The following is a 19,697-nucleotide window of genomic DNA, read 5'->3' as shown; positions in this document are numbered from 1 at the left end:
CGAGCGCTAGCCCTGCCCGTCCCCGACGGGTTGCTCGAGATACCACGGATTGGCCCGCGCCCACTCGATGGTGCGCCGTATCCCCTCTTCGACATCGACCTTCAAACGCCAGCCCAGCTCCCGCTGCGCCTTGGTCGAATCCGGGATGCGCCGGGGAATGTCCTCGTATCGAGCGCCGAAACGTGCTGCGGTATCGACAGGTTCAGGACTGGACACCCCATCGACGTCGGCAATCTTGATCGCGAGATCGACCGCGTCACGCATGCTCGTTTCGGTCATGCTTCCGACGTTGAATGCTTCGCCGATCGCCGCATCACTGTCGGCGGCGAGCAGGGTGCCGGCAACTGCGTCGTCGACATAAGTGAAGCAGCGAGTTTGGTCACCGGAGTCGTAGAGCAATGGCGGGCGGCCGTTGAGGATGCGATGAACGGTCTGCGACACCACGAAGATCGGATTCTGGCGCGGGCCATACACATTGAAGTAGCGAACCACGGTGACCGGCAGTCCGTAGGCGGCGTGCATCGCGAAGACCAGATGCTCGGCCATCCCCTTGCTGGTGCTGTAGCTCCATCGCGCCGTCTTCGTGGACCCGAGCACGCGGTCGTCGTCCTCGGCGAAAGGCGGGTTGGGGTTCTTGCCGAACACCTCGGATGTGCTGGCGAACACGACGCGGATGCCATTGCGGTGGCTCAACTCCAGAACGTTTCGCGTCCCGATGACGTTGACGTCGAGAACCTGCAGTGGATCGTTCATGTAGTTCTTGACCCCGACCACCGCGGCCAGGTGGAACACCAGATCGACATCGGGAGTCAGAGCCCGCTCGAGCGCAGCCATGTCGGTGACATCGCCCTGCACGAATCGGAAGTTGGGATCGCTGTCGAAGTCGATACTGGTGTCACGGGTGTTCTTGGCGAAGTCGAAAATGGTGACACTGTCGCCACGCTGCAGAAGCGCCGACACCAAATGCGATCCGATGAAACCGTAGCCGCCCGTCACGACGACATTGGACATAGTTGCTCTTTCGTTGCGCGGGTGGGTCTTTGGAACGCTAGCAGCCGACTATCGGCCGATTCCCTTGTAGATGAAGCCGGCTGCCCGCGCCGCCGCCGGGTCGAAGCTGTTGCGACCGTCGAGGAACACGCAGCGATCTGCCGCCAGCTCCGCCAACCGGACCAGGGGAATCTGGTGGAATTCCCGGTGCCCCGCCAAGACGACCAGCGCATCGGCATCTTTGACCGCGGACTCGATGTCCGGGCTCAGCGGGATCGTCGTCACCGTGTGGGCTTCCTCATCGGGCACCCACGGGTCATGGACGGACAGCTGGCACCCCGACTGTTCGAGCAACGCGACGACGTACTTGGTAGGGGTGAGCCGACAATCGCCGGTGTTGTTCTTGAACGCAATGCCCAGCACGGCGATCTTGCTGTTCTCGATCGTCTTTCCCTGATCGGCCAGCAGCTGGGTGAGCAAGCCGTAGGTGTAACTGGGCATCGTGTCGTTGACCGTCCTCGACGTCTTCGGCACGTGCAGATCCAGTCCCAGCGTCTCGCCCAGATGGTTGACGAACCACGGATCTTTCGTCAAGCAGTACCCGCCGACCCCCATGCTCGGCATCAGAATGTTGACGTTGTGACTGCCTTTCGGCATCGAGTTGGCCGCAGCGATCACCTGGAGGACATCCATGTCGAGGCGGTCGCACACCTTGGCCAGTTCATTGGCCATCGCGATGTTGAGGTCGATCCACAGATTGTCGGCGAGCTTGACCATCTCGGCGGTGCGCGGATCCTCCACGACAATCGACTCCAAGCCGAGGCCGTGGCGCCACAGCGTCGCGCAGCTGCGCGCGCTGCGCTCGTCGACGGCGCCGACCACAACGGGAATGGAGGTGAGTTCCCGGATGGCCTGTCCTTCGGCGAGCCGCTCGGGGCAGAACGCCAGCCCGAAGTCGACCCCCGCACGCAGGCCGGAGGACTCTTCCAGAATCGGCCGAACGAGCGTTTCGGTGGTATCGGGTGGCACGGTGCTCTTCAAGATGACGAGATGACCGGGCTGCAGGTGCTCCCCGACCGCCCGCGCCGCCGCTTTGATGTCGTCGACGATGGGCTCATAGTCCGGGCCGAGCGGTGTACCGACGGTGACGATGATGAAGTCGTTGTCGGCGATGACGCTGAAGTCTGACGTAGCGCGAAGACGCCCAACCTCGACGCTGTCGGCGACAAGCGCGCCGAGCCCAGGCTCAGGCACCGAGGTCCGGCCCTGGTTGATCTCGTCGACGATGTTCGGGCGCACGTCGATTCCCGTCACCGGCCAGCCGCGGTCAGCCAGAACAGCACCGATCACCGTGCCGATGTAGCCGAAGCCGACAACTGCGATCCCCGACCGCATGCCACGGACCAGCAGGTCGATCTCGGCATCGCTTTGTCCGAACGCGCCTCTAGCCATCGCTGTTCATAGCTCCTTACGTCCATGCGCGTCCCGAATTGGACCGGGCCTCATGACCGGGCTGGTCGTTGCGCAGCCTAATCGAATATTGACGCCGTCGAACCGAAATCCGGCGGGCCGACCAAACTGGATCAGGCGCGGCACTTCAGGCGCGCAAACGCTTCCACCCGGTCGGCCGCAGCAACGACGCTGTCGTCGCGTGTCGTCATTCGCGGCGCGATCGAGCGGGCCCGCGTCGCGTAGTCGGGAGCCAGAATCCGGCGGAGGTCCTTGACCAGCGAATTCTCTGTTGTGGTCGCGAAGCGCCGCCCAGCACCCACCTTCAGCCGTTTCAGTTGAGCGGCGAAAAAAGGCTGGTCAGGCAGCGTCCACAGCACGAGTTGGGGCACGCCGGCCCGCAGGCAGGCGGCGAGGGTTCCCGAGCCGCCGTGGTGCACCACCGCACGGCACGACGGGAAGATCGTCGCGTAGTTCACCTGGCCGACGACTTTGACGTGGTCGTACTGCGGGGCACTGCCGTAGTCGGTACCGCCGGCGCCGACGATTGCACGCTCCCCCAACCGGGCGCACGCTGCAGCGATCATCGCAATGGTGTCGGACGGTGATCCGATCGGAACACTGCCGAACCCGAAGAAGACCGGCGGAGTTCCCTCGGCGATCCACGTCGCCACTTCCTCGTCGGAATCTGTCGGCGAGGCCATCGCCAACGCCCCTACGAATGGCCGACGGTCGCCCCACTTGGCCCACTCGGCGGCCAGTCCCGGGAAGATCAACTCGTCGTAGGCCTGGATTTCCAGCGAATCCCGGGCCGCAATGCGGCGTGGCGCTGGGCCGGTGGCTTTGGGCAGTCCCAACTCCCGACGCTGGGCGTCCTCACCGTCTCGGGTTCCGCGCCACGCAGTCCACTCGTTCACCGCCATGGCCGTGCGGCTCAGCGGCGCCGGCAACACCGGCAGCAGCTGGCCGTGCACCCGGTACGGGAAGTAATGCAAAGTGACCAGTGGGATGTCGTAGGCCTCCGCAACGTTGGCCGCCGGCTGCTCGAAGATCAGCCCGGTGAGCAGTAGATCCGCGCCGTGCGCCACCGCGGCCAACGTCCTGGTCATATCCGCCCAGCACTCCTGTGCGAATTGCGCGGTTTCGCTGGCCATCCGGTTGAGCTCCTTGAGCTTCCAGGGAGTACGGCCGTAACAGGTGAAGTACCTCCGTTGCAGCTCCAGGATGGCGTCGGACTCCAGCCCGTAGGCGTCTGCCGGGAGCCCGGCCGACTCGGCGAACCCGACCAGATTGGGCGGTACGACCATGCGCACGTCGTGCCCTCGGCGGAGCAACTCACGGCCGACGACCACAGCGGGCTCGATGTCGCCGCGACCGCCGTAGCTGGACAGCACAAGTTTCATCGCCGTGGGGAGCCTTTCCGTCCTGGGGACAGCGATCGGGAGCACCGGTCATTATTGCGGTTTTTTGACGACCGAGTCAGCGTTCGGTCGCAAACCGCGGCAGCAAAGACAGATACCTGGCTGACCGTCAGAAGAGACCCCGCGACGCGAGCCCCGCGCATGTCACCACGAAATGCTAAAGTCGGCGGTCGAGCCAACATTCGGCGGGGGTGCCGACCGCTGCGATGTGCGAATTGTTTGGGCGTGGGGATATTCTCAGCAACTGACGGGGCAGTTTCACATCTGGGGGGTATCGGTGGGCCGCGGACTTTTCCCGACCCTGGTTGCGGCGGCTGTCGCCACAGTTGTCGGCGGCATTACGTCGATCTTTCCCGGGTACCTCACGTCCGTTGCGGCAGCCGGGACAACAGTTCTCGTCATGGGTGGGACGGGACATCCGTTGTCGACGCCGCCCGACACCCTTCCTTATGTCCGACAGTTCGTCGATGCCGCCGTGAACAACTACGTCTCGCCCGCGTCGTCGACAGGCTCGACTGGGATTCCAGACGGGCCATACAACGGCGTCGCCGTCATCACGCCGGAGGAAGATGCGCCTCGCGTTGGCACCCTCCCGGTTAAGGCATCGGTGAACGAGGGCCTGGCCAAGCTCCACAGCTGCGTCACCTCGAGTGTGTGCGACTACAACCTGGACGTCGGATCTGTTGCACCATCCGGTTCTGACTCATTTGTTGTCTTCGGATACTCGCAGAGCGCAGTCATCGCGATGCTGGAAAAGGCCGATCTCGCGGCGGAATACGCTGCCGGCGAGGGTCCCGCCGTCACGTTTGTGGTGATCGGAAATTCGAGGCCGAATGGGTCACTTACCGCCCGCGACACCTCGGGTCTGGTGACCTTTCTGCTCCTCGGGGTCCGCCGCGACGAGCAGCTCAGCAGCGCGGTGCCCACGGACACTCAGTACGCGACAGTCGACATCGCGATCCAGTACGACGGCATATCGGATTTTCCGGTGAATCCCCTGAACTTGCTCGCGGTCCTGAACGCCTACGCCGGAATGGGCTTCGTTCACACGACATACACAGATCACTCTCTGAGCGAACCGGGAATTGTCGATCAGGGTCAGTACGGTGACACTCACTACTACCTGGTCCACAATCCCGTTCTCCCGCTGCTGACGGCGGTACAGCTGATACCCGTCGTGGGTCCCGCACTCGCCGCCGCACTGGATCCGCCACTGCGCGTCCTCGTGGAGGCGGGCTACGACCGGACGGTCAGCCCCGGACAACCGACGTCGTTCAACTTGCTGCACTTCCCCGACCCGGTCACAACGACCGTGGACTTCTTGCGTGCGATCCCGGTCGGCTGGGACAACGCCCTGCAGGACGTGTTCGACAGCCGCCCCTTCGGCACGACAAGACCAGGGCCCTACGGCGTTGGTGGACCGGAGGTCGAATACGCGGCGCTTGACTCCCCGCCGGCTACCGCAACCACCCCTGCGACCACCTCGAAGACAACGGCCTCGGCGCCAACGACCAGAGCCGTGGGTCGCGCCAAGCCGCGCGGGGCGCACCGGTCCGCGCCCCGAGCGGCCCGCTCGGTGATTTCGAAACCCCCCGCGAGCAGTCGTGCCACAACATCTGCCGGCAAGAGTCTTGGCGTGTCGAAAAGAGCAAGCTAGGCAATTCTGCTCATTGCTCGTGTTCGCCCGTAACCTCAGCTGATCGTTGATACGATCCCGAATCGCCCAGTCCAGGCCAATCTTCGGGCCATCATGCTGAGGAGCTCGATTTTGGCTGACGGCGCAACGACAGCGCGCGAGACGGAACGCATCGAGTGGGACGTGATCGTCGTGGGCACCGGCATGGGGGGCGGCATGCTGGGCTATCGGCTGGCTCAAGCTGGCCGTCGCGTGCTGTTCGTCGAGAAGGGACGCTCAACCCTGCCAGGGACCCCGCGGACCATTCGCTCGGCGATGCCGGAGCTGGCCGAGCCGGCGGCGGCCCGGTCAACGGCAACCTACTTCGACGCGCTGGCGCGCGGTGGTCGCTCGACCGATGAGGTCGAGGACATCAGCGGACGGCGCGCGAAGCGCTTCGTGCCCTTCATCGGCAGTGGAACCGGCGGATCCTCGGCGCTCTACGGCATGGTGTGCGAGCGGTTCTTCGCCCGTGATTTCACTCCCCGGCAGAATTTTGCCGACCCCGGCGACTCCACCGTGCCGGAGGCTTGGCCGGTCAGCTACGAGCAGATGCGGCCCTGGTACGCCGACGCCGAGAAGCTGTTGGGGGTCCGCGGCCAGCCCGATCCGCTGAGGCCGGAGGCGGCCGACGTCAACCTGCCTGCTGCGCCGCCCTTTTCGGCTGACAACCAACCGATTGTGGATTATCTGACCGGTCGTGGTCTCCATCCGTATCACCTGCCGATGGCCTGCGATTACACCCCCGACTGCGCAACGTGTCAGACGTTCCTCTGCTCCAAATCGTGCAAGAACGATTCCGCCCGCAACGGCGTACTTCCTGCCATCACCGAATACGGTGCCCAACTCCTGACCGAATGTCGGGTGGTACATCTGGAAGCCGACCGAAGCCAGGTCAGACGAGTGATCTGCGAGCATCCGGACGGTCGACTCGCCCTGCGGGCCAAGGTGGTGGTGCTGGCCGCCGGCGCGCTGGCCACTCCGGTGCTACTGCTCAACTCCCGCTCCGGTGAGTGGCCACGTGGACTGGCCAACGGCTCAGATATGGTGGGGCGCAACCTGATGCGCCACCTCCTCGACCCGATCGAGATCTGGCCGCAGTCCGACTCGGCGATCACGGCAGCCAACAAGGAGATCGGGCTCAACGACTTCTACTTCTATCAGGGCCAGAAGTACGGAACCGTGCAGTCGTTCGGTTCGATCCCGCCGATGGAGTGGCTGATCAACCGCCCCGGCGCGCAGGGGCGGGCCCTGCGACTGATGACGCCGGCGGTGCGTCGGGTGTACGAGAAGTTCTTCACCGGCGGACTGATCCTCGCCGCCATGATGGAGGACCTCCCCTATCGGGACAACCGGGTACTGCTCTCGGAGCGGCCCGGCTCGGACGGCCGCCAGCGGATGCGGATTCAGTACCGGCTGCACACGGGAGAACTCGAGCGCCATGCGGCGTTCTTGCGGCTGTTCAAGGAGATACTGAAGCCGTTCCGCACCCGCACTCTGGGCAGCGGTAAGGAGAACTCGAATATGGGACACGTTTGCGGTACCTGCCGTTTCGGTACCGATCCCGCGACCAGCGTTCTGGACGCGCACAACCGTGCTCACGAGGTGGACAACCTCTATGTGGTGGACACGTCGTTCTTTCCGTCGAGCGCCGGACTGAACCCGAGCCTGACGGTTGCGGCCAACGCCTTGCGCGTGGCGGCGCACCTCAATGAGTCAATCTTTGCTGGCTGACGCCGATCGGGCCCCGCGACCACCGAGTAGGCCCTAGTCTGTCGAGGAATCGGGAGGTCGATGGTGAGCGTGGTCGATAGCAGAACAGCCGAGCCGACGAGGCAGACGGTGGATCGGACGGCCATCCACCGGGTTTGGAAGGCCGTTCTGGTTGCCATGCTGCTTGCAGCGGCCGTGGCGTGCTTCTACTCACCCCTTGTTCTCATCGCTGTCGGCGCGCTTGTGGTGATGCTGCTCATCGCACGCCTGATGTACCGCGGCCGTGATCGTTTTATCCCCAACCTGTATGCGAAAGATGTCCGGCTTTACGACGAGGCATATCGGGACTTCATCGCCGACACGCTGACGGAGATCCGCCGCTGCAAGATTCCGGGTCACCCACTGCTGTGGGAGGCCGCCCGACTGGCGACGCCGACCCCGGACAATGCCGATGAACTCCTGCTCGACCTGGGCGTCTGGATCGGCTGGTCGACCCGGCTCACATCGGATGCCGCCGACCGAACGGTCTACGGCTTCGACACTTTCGAAGGGCTCGTCGAAGACTGGCCGATCGAAGATCAGTTCGTCATCAAGCAGGGCACCTTCTCCCTCTCCGATCCCCTCGCGCAGCGCTTCATTCGCGACACCGGCGTGACACTCCACGACGGCATACCGGCCGCGCTGGGCCGCAAGGTGCAGTTCGTCAAGGGCAGCACCTATGACACGCTGGCCCCGTTCTTGGCGGCGCGACCGGGCGCGCCGATCCGGCTCTTCCACATGGACTTGGACACCTATGAAAGCTGCCTGCATGCGCTGGAGACCTGCAGAGAGCGGTTCGTCGAGGGGTCGATTCTGGTCTTCGACGAATACCTGGTCACCAATGGTGAGATGCGCGCATTCTTCGAGTTCCAGAATCGCTACGGTCTGGAATTCCGGTATCGGGCCTGGGGCCTGGAGATCGGCGAGATGAATGCGGAGATGGTCACTTCACGCTGGAAGCGACCGCTTTATCGACTGGCTGCTGTCGCGGTACATCTGCTGGACGGTCGCTATCTGTGGAAAATCTTCAGCCGCCGATTCTGGCGGTTCTGGTTGGGTGCGCCTCCGGGCGACATTTTGTTCATGCTCGGCGCAGCAGGAGTACGGAAATCGGTCAGCCTGGAGATCACCGGGCTGGGGACTCTTGGGTCGGCTGGGCGATAGCACTTCACCGCAATTGAGCCGGTCGGGCCGACAACCCGACCATACGAGCCGCGCAACTGGGTTTCCGATGCGTCGGCCTTCGGCCGCGAACCCGAATTTGGACCAGCAGCCGTTACCCTGCGGGAGGAACTTTGCGCTTAAGACGAGTTTTCAGTGCCATTGCGGGTTTTTCGACCAGGAACCAGCTCAAAGCCGCCAGTGGCAGTGTGACGAAAGTGGCAACAATCGCAAGTATCACCGGATGCAAAAAGGCGAGTCCACAAATCACCAGCAACTGTTGTATGGGAAATGCGTAGATGTAGACCCCGTACGACAAATCCGTCCTCAGCGAAAGCCGCTTGTTTCGGATGAGTGCGCCCGAGACGATGATGGCATAAGCAAGAGGCACAGCCGCAACAACCCGATAGTTGGGCAACGCACTCGCAGCAAGAACAAGCGCGACGCTGACCGCGACTAGCGACCACCGTGCCGGAATCACATTGCGAAGCCGGTAGAGGAGCGCACCCGCGAGAAACATAACGCCGAAACGCGCGGCGATCCCGTTTGTGACTAGCTGTTGGGTCGCCGCATCGATGTGTAGTTTCGCGCCTGGAGGGGCCTCGATCAGTGCGGCATACGGTGGCAGTATCGCCGACCAATAGACCATCAGCGCCAACAATGCGGGGATCACCCACCGACGTCGGAGCAGGCCAACAATGCCCAGACCGGCAATAGCGAGGTAGCAGGCCACCTCCCAGAACAGGGTCCAGAGCGACCCGTTCCACTCGCCGAGCCATGGGATCCCGGATGGCGTTCCTGCGATGTCATGTTCGGTCAGGAGCACCGCACTGTTGCCGAGGACATACTCGAAAGGTGCGCGCGACGACAAGAGTTTGGCGGGCGAGCCACCTTGAATGAGGACAGCGATCGGCGCGATGACGAACGCGGTCACAATAAGACAAACCCACAGCCCGGGAAGCAGACGCAGGCATCGAGCCAGGAAGTAGTCCCGAACTCGTTGCTGCCTGAACCAACTCCAGGTGATGAGGAATCCGGAGATGGCAAAGAACCCGTCTACCCAACCATCGCGAAGTAGCTGGTGAGCCGGTTCGAATGTGATGGTGCGGCCCGTCAGCGGCCAGGCGTGCCAGAGAATAACGCCGGTCGCCAAGATCAATCGCCATGCATTCAGTGCGTTGTTCTGCGGATCGAATGCCTCTGCGAGGGTGGGTCTCCCCCACCGGGTGACGCTCTTGTCTTCGTTGTCGCCAACGACTTCCGGATTCGCACTCATCGATCAGCAAACACGCCCGACGCGCACGAAGTCTTCCACGAGATCGGTGGCGGCGGCGGCGCTTTCGGCCGGCGTCGTCATGCAGGACGCGAACTCACGGGCCCGTGTGACGTATCCCGGGGCCAACACCGTCCGCAGATCTGCGACCAACGATTTCTCGGTCGTGTTGGCGAAGCGCCGCCCCGTGCCCAACTTCAACCGTCTGAGTTGGTTGGTGCGCAGCCCCTGGTCCGGCAGCGTCCACAGCCCCACCTGCGGCACCCCCGCCCGCAGGCATGCGGCAATGGTGCCGGCGCCGCTGTGGTGCACGACCGCCCGACAGCGTGGGAACACCGCGGCAAAATTCACCAACCCGACCAGCTTGACGTGCTCCGGGTGCGCGATCGCGCTGAAGTCGGTGGACCCTGCGCCGACCAGCGCCCGCTCGCCCAGTCGCTCACTGACCGCGCTGATCATGGCGATCGTGTCAGCCGGCGACCCCACAGGCACACTGCCGAAGCCGAAGAAGATCGGCGGCTTGCCGTCGGCGATCCACGATGCAACCTCGTCGTCGAAGTCCGTGGCCGACTCCAGGGTCAGCGTCCCGACGAACGGTCTCTTGCCGCCCCAGTGCGCCCATTCAGCGGCCAGCCCGGGAATCCATTCGTCGTCGTAGCCTTGGATTTCCAGCGAACCGCGTTCTGCGATCCGCTGCGGCCAGGGTGTCGTCGCCGGCGGCAGGCCAAGTTCACGGCGCTGGGTGTCCTCGACGTCTTTCACGACTCCGCTCCAGGCCATGCGTTCATAGCCCTTCATCACCGCGCGACCGATCGCCGGCGGGAGTAAAGGCAGCACCCTGCCGTTGGCCCGGGTAGGAAAGAAGTCCACGGTGACCAGCGGGATACCGTAGTACTCCGCGACGTTGGCCGAGAACTGCTCGAAGCCATAACCAGCGATGATCAGGTCCGCCCCCTCGGCGAGCGATGTCAGCGTCGAGAACGCCTCCTTCGTCCAGCACTTGGCGACGATCTCGCCGATGTGAGCGCCCAACCTCTCCAGATCTTTTGGCTTCCAAGGGATTCGGAAAAAGGCAGTCCAGTAGTCGCGCTGCGCGTCCATCATGACCTGCGATTCGTCGCCCCACGCGACTGCGGTCAGACCGGCTGCCTCGGCAAAGGCAACCACATTCGGCGGGACCGCGATCTTCACGTCGTGGCCCCTGCGCTGCAACTCACGACCGATGACGACGCAGGGTTCGACGTCACCGCGGACGCCGTGGCACGCCAAGACCACCTTCATTGCTGATCTGGCCTCTCAGCCTCACCGACGCGCACCGGGGTTGCCGACATCGTCAGCTCGGTTCCCGGATCGGAAGGCCGGCGGCGCGATAGACCGCATCGATGACGCTCATGTTCTCGACCGCATCCTGCGGGGATGTCCGCACCGGCGCTCCGCGGAGTACCGAATCGGCGAAGGCTTCCAGTTGGAACGAGTACGTGGTGCGGCGCGAGAAACGCTCAGACCGCTTTCCGTCTGCCGACCGAACCGACAGCCGAGGAAACAGGTTGGGGGCCGCCGGGCTGAGCCAGTTCAGCTCGCCGTCATCACCGACCACTTTGGCGCTGGCCCGAAACAGATTCCCCGACCACAGCGCGCACCGCAGCCGACCCACGTGGCCGCCTGCATAGCGCAGCTCAGCCGTCATGGCCCGGTCCACCTGGGGCTTCTGGAGCTTGGCCCGGGCCGAGACGACGTCCGGGGTGGAACCACCGAAGGTACGGGCCATGTTCGTCACATAGCTGCCGGCGTCCATCATCGCGCCGCCGCCCAGGGCATAGTTGTAGCAATTCGCCTTGAACGTCGGCAGCATCACGCACAACGTGACATCGACTCGCTGCAAAGTGCCGAGCTCACCGGAGGCGATGATCTGCTCGACGCGCCGGGTCAACGGGTGGTGGCGGAATTGGATCGCCTCCATCACCACGCGGTCCGACTTGGCCGCCAGGTCGGCGATCTCCTGGGCTTCGGCGGCGTTCGCCGTGAACGGCTTCTCGACCAACACGTGCTTGCCGGCGGCCAGCGCAACCTTCGTCCACTTGCCATGCATGCTGGTCGGCACCAACACGTAGATGGCATCCAGATCCGGATCGTCGATCAACGCTTCATAGCTGCCATATGCCTTGGCGATGCCGTATTTCGCCGCGAATGCATCGGCGCTGGGCTGGTCGCGGGCACCCACGGCGGCCACCACGACATCGCGGTTCCCCTTGGCCGGGTTGATCATCGTTGTGGGCGCGAAGCTGGACGCCCCCAAGATGCCGATACGTACCCGGCCAGCGCTGTCAGGCATTACTTGTCTCTCCTCATCGGCGGCCGACGGCGGTGACCAGGGTCAATCAACCCGACACCACGTCACGAGGCATACTAGAACGTGTTCTACCGAGTATGGCCTGAATTGACATTACCGTCAGCTACGAGGCTCGACTTGGCTCGCGGACCGGAAGGCCCGCAGCACGGTAGATCGAATCGATGACGCTCATGGTCTCGATCGCATCCTCGGGTGTCGTCCGCACCGGCTCGCCGCGCAGCACCGCCGCAGCGAACGCATCCAGCTGGTAGGCGTAGGTGGTGCGGCGCGGGAATCGCTCCACTCGCTTGCCGCCGCCGGATCGCACCGAGAATCGATGAAAGAGATGCGGCAGCAAGGGATTGAGCACATACAACTCGCCGCGATCACCGGTCACCCGCAGACTGATCCTCAGCAGGTCGGCCGACCACATCGAACAGCGCAGCCGGCCGGTGTGCCCCGCGGGAAAGCGGACGTGCGCCGTCATCGCCCGGTCCACCCGGCTGTCGCGCAACTTCGCCTGCGCGGAAACGACTTCCGGGGTCGCGCCGCCGAAGGTACGCAGCATGTGGACCGCATAGCAGCCGGCGTCCATGGTGGCCCCGCCCGCGAGGGAATAGTTGTAGCGGATATCGGAGAACTTCGGCAGCGGAAAGCAGAAGGCGACGTCCACCCGTTGCAGCGTGCCCAGCTCCCCCGAAGCGATGATCTCCTCAGCGCGCAGGGCAAACGGGTGGTACCGATAATGGAAGGCCTCCATGACCACCCGGTCCGACCCGGCGGCCAGCTCGGCGATCGCACGGGCCTCGGCGGCATTGGCGGTGAACGGCTTCTCGCACAGCACGTGCTTACCGGCCTCGAGTGCGGCCCGAGTCCACCTGCCATGCAGACCATTTGGCAGTGGGTTGTACACCGCATCCACATCCGGATCGGCGATCAGCGCCTCGTAGCTGTCGTGCACCCGGGCAACACCGTGCTTGGTCGCGAAGGCTCTGGCGCGCGACACGTCCCGTGCCGCCACCGCGGCCACCACGACCTCGGCGTTGCCCTGCGCCGGGGCGATCAGCGCCGCCGGGGCGATCTGGGCCGCACCCAGGATGCCGATCCGGACCCGCCCCGGCACTAGTCCTCGAACTCGAGCAGGGTCAGCGTCGCGATCGTCGGCCAGTTCATGCCGACCCACCGACGAAGCGGCCGGTCGATCGGCAGGCCCCGGGTCTTAGACAACAACGTGTCGAACAGCGGGCCGCGACCTCGGGGCAGCGGTAGGTCGTGCACCGCCCGAACCCCCGGCACGGTATGCGCCAACGTGGCGAGTTCGCGCACGGTGAGGCTGAACGGCGTCCGCGGCCAGTCGCGGCGCAGGAACTTCCACAGCCGCGGCCGCGCAGCCAGCTGAGCCTGGACCTTCGGCGGAAGGTCGAACATCATCTGACCACCGGGAAAACGGCGCGCGCATTCTCCGATCAGGTCGATCGCCTCGTCGGGCTCCAGGTACGGCAACAGGCCCTCGGCGGTGACGAACACACCGTTGCCGGGATCGACCTGATCCATCCAGCTGAAGTCCAGCACCGACTGAGCGCATGCCGACATCCGGGCCACATGCGGCAGCAACTGCTCACGCAGCGTGATGTTGGGCGGGAAATCTACGGTCAGCCAACGGAACTCGTGGCCGACGCCCGCCGCGTCGAGGCGCCAGAAACTCGTCTGCAGGCCTTCACCGAGCGCCACCACAGTGGCCTTGGGGTGCGCCGACACGTAGTTGCGCGCGCCGATGTCGTAGGCAAGTGCACGCAGCGCGAAGTCTTGCCGTTCGGCGGAGATCTTGAACTTGGTGAAGTCGTAGTCCAGCGAGTCGACGAGCCGAATCGCCATAGGGTCGTCGAAGATCGCGTCAGCCCGACGCGATTCGCTCGCACGGCACCACAAGGGGACCAACGCCGTTTCGGTTACGGGCATGACATCGGTCATCGGACGTGCGCTCCTTGCATGACTGCTCCATTCCCGGGACAGCAAATTCCAGTTCGCCGCGCCGGGGCGCTCAGGTGGCCGTGGTGAAGGGTACGCCAACCCACCATTTCGTAGCACCGATTACCGATTAAGGCCTGCTGGTCGTCGCATAAGCTCTGGCGGTGTCTGCCGCTAGTGACAATGCTGCCGCCCGGGTCGTGGTGGTCTCGAACGTCAGTAAATTCGGCGGCGGCGGCGTGGTCGGATTCCGGGACATGCTGCTCGCGCTCCGGAGCATGCGGCCCGACGTGGAGGTCGTCGCGGTCATCCCGCAGAAGGGTGACGTGGCGCGCCGGTGCGCCGACGACGGCGTCGAGGTCAAAATCGCATGGACCCCGTGGTGGGGTTTTGGCAAATGGTCGCGCTCCCGGTATCTCGACCCGCACGTGCTGATCGGCTGGCTCCCGTACACCGCGATCCTTCTGCCGGGCATTCTGCAGGCACTGGTGTTCTTCATCCGGCGGCGCCCGACGATGGTGCTCACCAACACCATGACCATTCCCTCGCACGCCATCGCCGCCAAGATCCTGCGCATCCCGCACCACTGGATAGTCCGCGAGTTCGGCAGAGACGACCATCAACTGTGGTTCCTGTTCGGCTACCGCAGGACCGTCCGCATGGTCGGTCGGCTATCGGACTCGGTGATCTGCAATTCACATGCCGTTGAGCAGGCGATGCTCTCGCTGGACCCCACGATGAAAACGCACGTGCTGTACCCCGTGGTCGACTCCGCACTGGCTACGCCGCCACAGCGTCAGCCCGGCGAGCGCCTGCGCGTCATCCTGGTCGGCTACTTCTCCGAGGCCAAGGGTCAGAATCTGGCGATCGAAGCCATCGCCGTCGCCCGCAACGCCGGTATCGATATCGAGTTGACGCTGGTCGGCACCGGCAGCCATCAACCCCTGCACAGCCTTGCCGAACAACTGGGTGTCGCAGACCTTGTGAGCATTCACGGCCCCACCCGCGATCTGGCGCCCTTCTGGGCGGCCGCGCACGTCGGGCTGATGTGCAGCCAAAGCGAGGCGTTCGGCCGAGTCACCGTCGAGGCAATGCGTGCCGGGCTCCCGGTATGCGGCACGAATTCCGGCGGCACCCCGGAGATCATCGAACCTGGTGTGGCCGGACTGCTCAGCCCGGCTGGAGACGCGGGCGCCTTGGCGGCCAACCTCATGATGCTCGAAGCGGACGAGGACCTGCGACGGCGCCTCGCCCGTGGCGCCCTTGGATCGTCTCAGCGCTTCCAACGCGACCGCCACGACGACGAACTTGCCACGTTTCTGAGCCTGCGTTGATACCATCCCGAATCGCCCAGACCAGGCCAGTTTTGGGCCATCTCACCGAGGAGCTCGATAGTGCCTGACGGCGAATTGACTGGGCGTGAGGCAGAACGCGTCGAGTGGGACGTGATCGTCGTGGGTGCCGGTATGGGTGGCGGCATGCTGGGCCAACGACTCGCGCGCTCCGGCCGCCGAGTTCTGTTCGTGGAAAAGGGCCGCTCGACGCTGCCGGGGACCCCCGGAACGATTCGCTCGGCGATGCCCGAAATAGCCGAACCGCAAGCCTCCCGCTCGAAGACGACCTACTACGACGCTCTCGCCCGCGGCGGGCGCAGCACCGACGAGATCACCGACATCAGCGGCCGCTTCCCGAGGAAATTCGTCCCGTACATCGGGGCCGGACCCGGCGGATCGTCGGCCCTTTACGGCATGGTCTGCGAACGGTTCTTCGTCGACGACTTCACTCCCCGCCAGTTCTTCTCCGACCCGGGCGAATCCACGGTGCCAGAGTCGTGGCCGATCTCCTACGAAGAGCTGGCTCCCTGGTACACCGAGGCCGAGAAACTCCTCGGGGTCCGCGGCGACGCCGATCCCCTTAGACCGGAAGCGGCCACCGTCGGGCTGCCGACCGCGCCACCCTTTTCCGCCGACAATCAGCCGCTGGTCAACTATCTGGCAGGGCGCGGGCTACATCCGTACCACTTGCCGATGGCCTGTGACTACACCGACGACTGCGCGACCTGCCAGGCCTACCTGTGCCCGAAGGGCTGCAAGTACGACGGCGGCCGAAGCGGGGTACTGCCGGCGGTTGCCGATTACGGTGCCCAGCTGCTGGCCGAGTGCCGGGTTCTGCGGCTCGAGGCGGACCGCACGCGGGTACAACGAGTGATCTGTCAGCGCCACAACGACATGCTCGCCCTCAAAGCCAAGATCGTGGTGCTGGCTGCAGGCGCGCTGGCCACCCCGGTCCTGTTGCTCAACTCGCGGTCCGGCGATTGGACACGCGGGCTGGCAAATCGCTCAGACATGGTGGGCCGCAACCTGATGCGTCACGTCATGGACTGGATCGAAATCTGGCCGCAGCGCGGCAGCAAGATCACCGCCGAAAACAAGGAGATCGGCCTCAACGACTTCTATTTCATCGACGGCCAGAAGTACGGCACCGTGCAGTCGGCCAGCTCGATGGCCTCGTTGGCACCCATCGACATGATGATGAATCAACCCGGCTGGATAGCGAAAGCGCTGCGTTGGACCAGTCCAGTCGCGCGGCCGGTCTACGACCGGGTGATCAGCGGCGGACTGGTCCTCGCCGCGATCATGGAAGATCTCCCCTACCGGGACAACCGTGTCCTGCCGAGCGACCGGCCCAGCACCGACGGCCGACAGCGGCTGCGACTGCAGTACCACCTGCACCCGAACGAGATCGAACGCCGCGAGGTGTTCCTGGGCGCGCTCAAAGAGGTATTGCAGCCATTCCGCACCCTCACCCTGCGCACTGGCGAGAACAACGGCACCCTCGGACACGTCTGCGGTACGGTCCGCTTCGGCACCGATCCGGCCATCAGTGTGCTGGACCCGAACAACAGGGCGCACGACGTGGACAACCTCTACGTGGTGGACGCGTCGTTCTTCCCCTCCAGCAGCGGGATCAACCCGAGCCTGACCATCGCAGCCAATGCGCTGCGGGTAGCCGAGCACATCAACGGAGCGCACTTCGCCAATTAGCATCCAGGAGTGGATCTGTTCGTCCGCGAATCAGGCTCGGCCGGTGCGCCTGCAATCGTCTTCCTCCATGGCGGGTTGATGAGCGGCTGGACCTGGGAGCCGATCGTCGAACGGCTGCCCAATTATCACTGCCTGGTACCGGATCTACCCCAGTACGGCAAGAGCTTTCCGCAGGGTCCCTTCGAGATGAGCCAAGCCGCCGAAGCCGTCGGCGAACTGATCCGCGAGCGGGTCTCGACCGGCCGGGCTCACGTAGTCGGCCATTCGCTCGGCGCCCAAGTCGGCGTCCAGTTGCTGGCCACGCAACCTCACCTCATCGACCGAGCCGTGTTGAGCAGTACCTTCATCAACACGATGCCGGCGGTAGGGATCACGCGCCGGCTGGCCGCCACACTCGCCCGGACCAGCCTGTTTCGATGGCTTTTGATCACCCGGCACTGGGATGCCGGCCATGCGGCCGCCAACCACTCCTACTCCGATGACGCACGTCTCAACTCAGGTGCCCAACTGGCTTATATCGCCGAAGCATCCGCGGGTTTCACCCTCCCTCCGGGACTCGACAACGCCCACGCACCAACACTGTTCGTCACAGGTGCCAACGAGCTGCGCTTGCTCCGCCACTGTGCCGCCACACTGGCGCGCTCGATGCCCAACGGTATCGAGCGGATCGCAGGTGGTATGAGCCACGACTGGCCTACTCAGAATCCGGACGTATTCGCGCGAACCGTCGACGCCTGGCTCAGCGGCGGGGAGCTGCCTTCGGAGATCGACGTCTAGGCCGGTTCGCGGACAGGCAGGCCCGCTGCGCGATAGATCGCGTCGATGACCTTCATGTTCTGCACCCCTTCGGCTGCCGAGGTCTTGATCGGTGCGCCACGCAACACCGCCGCGGCGAACGCCTCCAACTGGTACTCGTAGGTGGGGCGTGCTTTGAAGAAGCGCTCCACCCGATGACCATCGGCGGATTTGACCGAGAACTGCTGGTACGGGATCACCGGATGGAGCCGCAACTCCCCGCGATCACCGACGATCTTGGCGGTGTAATGCGGCGGGGTGCGCGACCACAGCGAGCAGTGCAGCCGACCGGTGTGCCCTTCGGGGAAGCGCAACTCGGCCGTCATCGCCCTGTCCACGTTCTGGCCGCGCAACTTCGCCTGTGCCGAAACCACTTCCGGAGTCGAACCGCCGAACGTCCTGAGCATGTCGACCACGTAGCTGCCGAGATCCATGAGCGCCCCGCCGCCGAGCGAGTAGTTGTAGGCGTTCGCGGCGAAGTTGCGCAACCAGTAACAGTCGGCCGCCTCGATCCGCTGCAGAGTGCCGAGTTCGCCCGAAGCGATGATCTGCTCGACACGCGCCGCAAACGGGTGGTAGCGATAGTGGAAGGCTTCCATCACCACGCGACCCGACGTCGCCGCCAAGTCAGCGATCTCGAGCGCCTCGGTCGCGTTGGCCATAAACGGCTTCTCACACAGCACATGCTTGCCGGCCTGCAGGGCGGCTCGAGTCCACCTGCCGTGCAACGCATTCGGCAACGGGATGTACACCGCATCGATATCAGGGTCGGCGATCAGCGCCTCATAGCCGTCATACGCGCGGGCAATGCCGTGCTTGCCTGCGAACTCCTGAGCTCGCGAGACCTCACGCGCAGCCACCGCCGCGACGACAACCTCGGGGTTCTTCTTGGCCGGCTTGATCAGCACTGCCGGCGCAACGCGAGCTGTGCCCAGAATGCCGATCCGTACCGCGCCCCCGGCGTCAGCCATGAAAGCGATGCGAGGGTGAAGACGATTCGGTCTTCACTTCTTGCGCCACAGCACGCCGGTTCCGTCGATGTCGACGATCTCCTCGGTGATCCCGTGCTTGTTGCGGTAGTCGGTGACAGCTTGCTCGCACGCCTTGACAGCCAGATAGTCGTCGACGATGCAGAAGCCGCCGGGCGACAGGCGCGGGTAGAGCGCGTCGAGGGCCTGGATCGTGGACTCGTAGAGATCGCCGTCGAGTCGCAGCACCGAGATGGCATCGATCGGGGCGTCGTGCAGCGTGTCCTTGAACCAGCCCGGGAGGAAACGGACCTGGTCGTCGAGCAGCCCGTAACGCTCGAAGTTCTTTTTGACGTCTGCTTCCGATACCCCGAGGATGCCCGAAACTATCTCGGCGTGAATTCCCTTGTCCGCCTTGTAATTCGCGGTATCAGAGCGTGGGACACCCTGGAAGGAGTCACACAACCAGACGCTGCGGGTGGTGTCGCCATAGGCAGCCAGGACGGCGCGCATCAAGATGCACGCGCCGCCGCGCCACACCCCGGTCTCGACGAGGTCACCGGGGACGTCGTCGGCCAGGACCGTCTCGACGCACTCCTGCAGACTGGTGAGCCGCTTCATCCCGATCATCGTCTCGGCCTCGGCCGGCCAGTCCAAGCCGGCCTCGCGCAGGTTCTGGTCGCGTACGCCCGCACCGCGCAGTTTCGGGCCGAAGGTGTTGGCCGCTTTGAGAAGCAGACGTCGCCGCAACGGCCAATCCGAGGGCATCCGCTCGTGCATTCCGAACCGGGTCAGGTTGCGTCGAAGCAGATCGAGGTACAGCGATCGCACGTCGTAGTCGGTGATGGTCAAAATGGCCCTATCTCGCATGC

General features: G+C 64.4%; 16 protein-coding genes. 6 read left to right on the top strand and 10 right to left on the bottom strand.

The genetic code is table 11. From position 1 onward, the window contains the following. Positions 1 to 6 precede the first annotated feature (6 nt). The 3 genes from MSZK_RS07865 to MSZK_RS07855 all read right to left on the bottom strand — a co-directional run bounded on the left by MSZK_RS07865 (position 7) and on the right by MSZK_RS07855 (position 3,842). Positions 7 to 1,011 carry an NAD(P)-dependent oxidoreductase gene (locus MSZK_RS07865; protein WP_099246571.1) on the bottom strand — a complete coding sequence of 335 codons (1,005 nt, stop codon included), beginning with the start codon at positions 1,009 to 1,011 and terminating at the stop codon, positions 7 to 9. A gap of 48 nt (positions 1,012 to 1,059) precedes the next feature. Continuing rightward, positions 1,060 to 2,442 carry a nucleotide sugar dehydrogenase gene (locus MSZK_RS07860; protein WP_099246569.1) on the bottom strand — a complete coding sequence of 461 codons (1,383 nt, stop codon included), beginning with the start codon at positions 2,440 to 2,442 and terminating at the stop codon, positions 1,060 to 1,062. Positions 2,443 to 2,573: 131 nt separating this feature from the next. Continuing rightward, the gene (locus MSZK_RS07855) at positions 2,574 to 3,842 is read right to left on the bottom strand and encodes a glycosyltransferase (RefSeq protein ID WP_099246567.1); all 1,269 of its coding nucleotides are present in this window, start codon (positions 3,840 to 3,842) and stop codon (positions 2,574 to 2,576) included. Between the two features lie 295 nt (positions 3,843 to 4,137). Between MSZK_RS07855 and MSZK_RS07850 the strand changes: the two genes are divergently transcribed. The 3 genes from MSZK_RS07850 (at position 4,138) to MSZK_RS07840 (ending at position 8,451) form a co-directional block, all read left to right on the top strand. After that, a complete protein-coding gene (locus MSZK_RS07850; RefSeq protein ID WP_158230559.1) occupies positions 4,138 to 5,517 on the top strand; it encodes a PE-PPE domain-containing protein in 1,380 nt (459 codons plus the stop codon). 111 nt (positions 5,518 to 5,628) lie between these two features. Continuing rightward, positions 5,629 to 7,269, top strand: a complete 1,641-nt coding sequence (locus MSZK_RS07845; protein WP_099246595.1) for a GMC oxidoreductase — start codon at positions 5,629 to 5,631, stop codon at positions 7,267 to 7,269. 60 nt (positions 7,270 to 7,329) lie between these two features. Continuing rightward, positions 7,330 to 8,451, top strand: a complete 1,122-nt coding sequence (locus tag MSZK_RS07840; protein WP_099246563.1) for a class I SAM-dependent methyltransferase — start codon at positions 7,330 to 7,332, stop codon at positions 8,449 to 8,451. Positions 8,452 to 8,563: 112 nt separating this feature from the next. Here MSZK_RS07840 and MSZK_RS07835 read toward each other — a convergent pair whose 3' ends face one another. From MSZK_RS07835 to MSZK_RS07815, 5 genes are all read right to left on the bottom strand, one after another. Further along, complete coding sequence (locus MSZK_RS07835; protein WP_099246561.1) at positions 8,564 to 9,724, bottom strand: acyltransferase; 1,161 nt, start codon at positions 9,722 to 9,724, stop codon at positions 8,564 to 8,566. A gap of 3 nt (positions 9,725 to 9,727) precedes the next feature. Next, positions 9,728 to 11,002 (bottom strand): glycosyltransferase, encoded by a 1,275-nt coding sequence (locus tag MSZK_RS07830; RefSeq protein ID WP_099246558.1) that lies wholly within the window; start codon positions 11,000 to 11,002, stop codon positions 9,728 to 9,730. A gap of 52 nt (positions 11,003 to 11,054) precedes the next feature. Further along, positions 11,055 to 12,053, bottom strand: a complete 999-nt coding sequence (locus tag MSZK_RS07825) for a Gfo/Idh/MocA family protein (protein WP_099246557.1) — start codon at positions 12,051 to 12,053, stop codon at positions 11,055 to 11,057. A gap of 121 nt (positions 12,054 to 12,174) precedes the next feature. Then, positions 12,175 to 13,173 (bottom strand): Gfo/Idh/MocA family protein, encoded by a 999-nt coding sequence (locus MSZK_RS07820; RefSeq protein ID WP_099246555.1) that lies wholly within the window; start codon positions 13,171 to 13,173, stop codon positions 12,175 to 12,177. Next, on the bottom strand, positions 13,173 to 14,021 hold the full coding sequence (locus MSZK_RS07815; RefSeq protein WP_099246553.1) for a class I SAM-dependent methyltransferase: 849 nt from the start codon (positions 14,019 to 14,021) through the stop codon (positions 13,173 to 13,175). Before MSZK_RS07815 ends, MSZK_RS07820 begins: the two co-directional genes overlap by 1 nt. 161 nt (positions 14,022 to 14,182) lie before the next feature. Here MSZK_RS07815 and MSZK_RS07810 point away from each other — a divergent pair, with 161 nt between their 5' ends. From MSZK_RS07810 to MSZK_RS07800, 3 genes are read left to right on the top strand one after another with little or no spacing between them, the layout of a single operon-like run. Further along, entirely contained in the window at positions 14,183 to 15,352 is a 1,170-nt protein-coding gene (locus tag MSZK_RS07810; protein ID WP_142389896.1) for a glycosyltransferase, read from the top strand. A 60-nt stretch (positions 15,353 to 15,412) separates the two neighbouring features. Beyond that, positions 15,413 to 17,062 (top strand): GMC oxidoreductase, encoded by a 1,650-nt coding sequence (locus MSZK_RS07805; protein ID WP_099246549.1) that lies wholly within the window; start codon positions 15,413 to 15,415, stop codon positions 17,060 to 17,062. 9 nt (positions 17,063 to 17,071) lie between these two features. Then, positions 17,072 to 17,839 (top strand): alpha/beta fold hydrolase, encoded by a 768-nt coding sequence (locus tag MSZK_RS07800; RefSeq protein WP_099246547.1) that lies wholly within the window; start codon positions 17,072 to 17,074, stop codon positions 17,837 to 17,839. On the opposite strand, the gene MSZK_RS07795 is transcribed toward MSZK_RS07800, so the two are convergent. Both MSZK_RS07795 and MSZK_RS07790 read right to left on the bottom strand, forming a co-directional pair. After that, positions 17,836 to 18,828 carry a Gfo/Idh/MocA family protein gene (locus tag MSZK_RS07795; RefSeq protein WP_099246545.1) on the bottom strand — a complete coding sequence of 331 codons (993 nt, stop codon included), beginning with the start codon at positions 18,826 to 18,828 and terminating at the stop codon, positions 17,836 to 17,838. The genes MSZK_RS07800 and MSZK_RS07795 overlap by 4 nt on opposite strands. A gap of 33 nt (positions 18,829 to 18,861) precedes the next feature. After that, positions 18,862 to 19,695 carry a TylF/MycF/NovP-related O-methyltransferase gene (locus MSZK_RS07790; RefSeq protein WP_371411300.1) on the bottom strand — a complete coding sequence of 278 codons (834 nt, stop codon included), beginning with the start codon at positions 19,693 to 19,695 and terminating at the stop codon, positions 18,862 to 18,864. Between the last annotated feature and the right edge of the window lie 2 nt (positions 19,696 to 19,697).

The sequence above is a fragment of the Mycobacterium sp. shizuoka-1 genome, from assembly GCF_002723835.1.
GTDB lineage: Bacteria > Actinomycetota > Actinomycetes > Mycobacteriales > Mycobacteriaceae > Mycobacterium.
The sequence above is the reverse complement of the archived record's forward strand: the minus strand, read 5'-3'. Positions and strand labels throughout refer to the sequence as shown.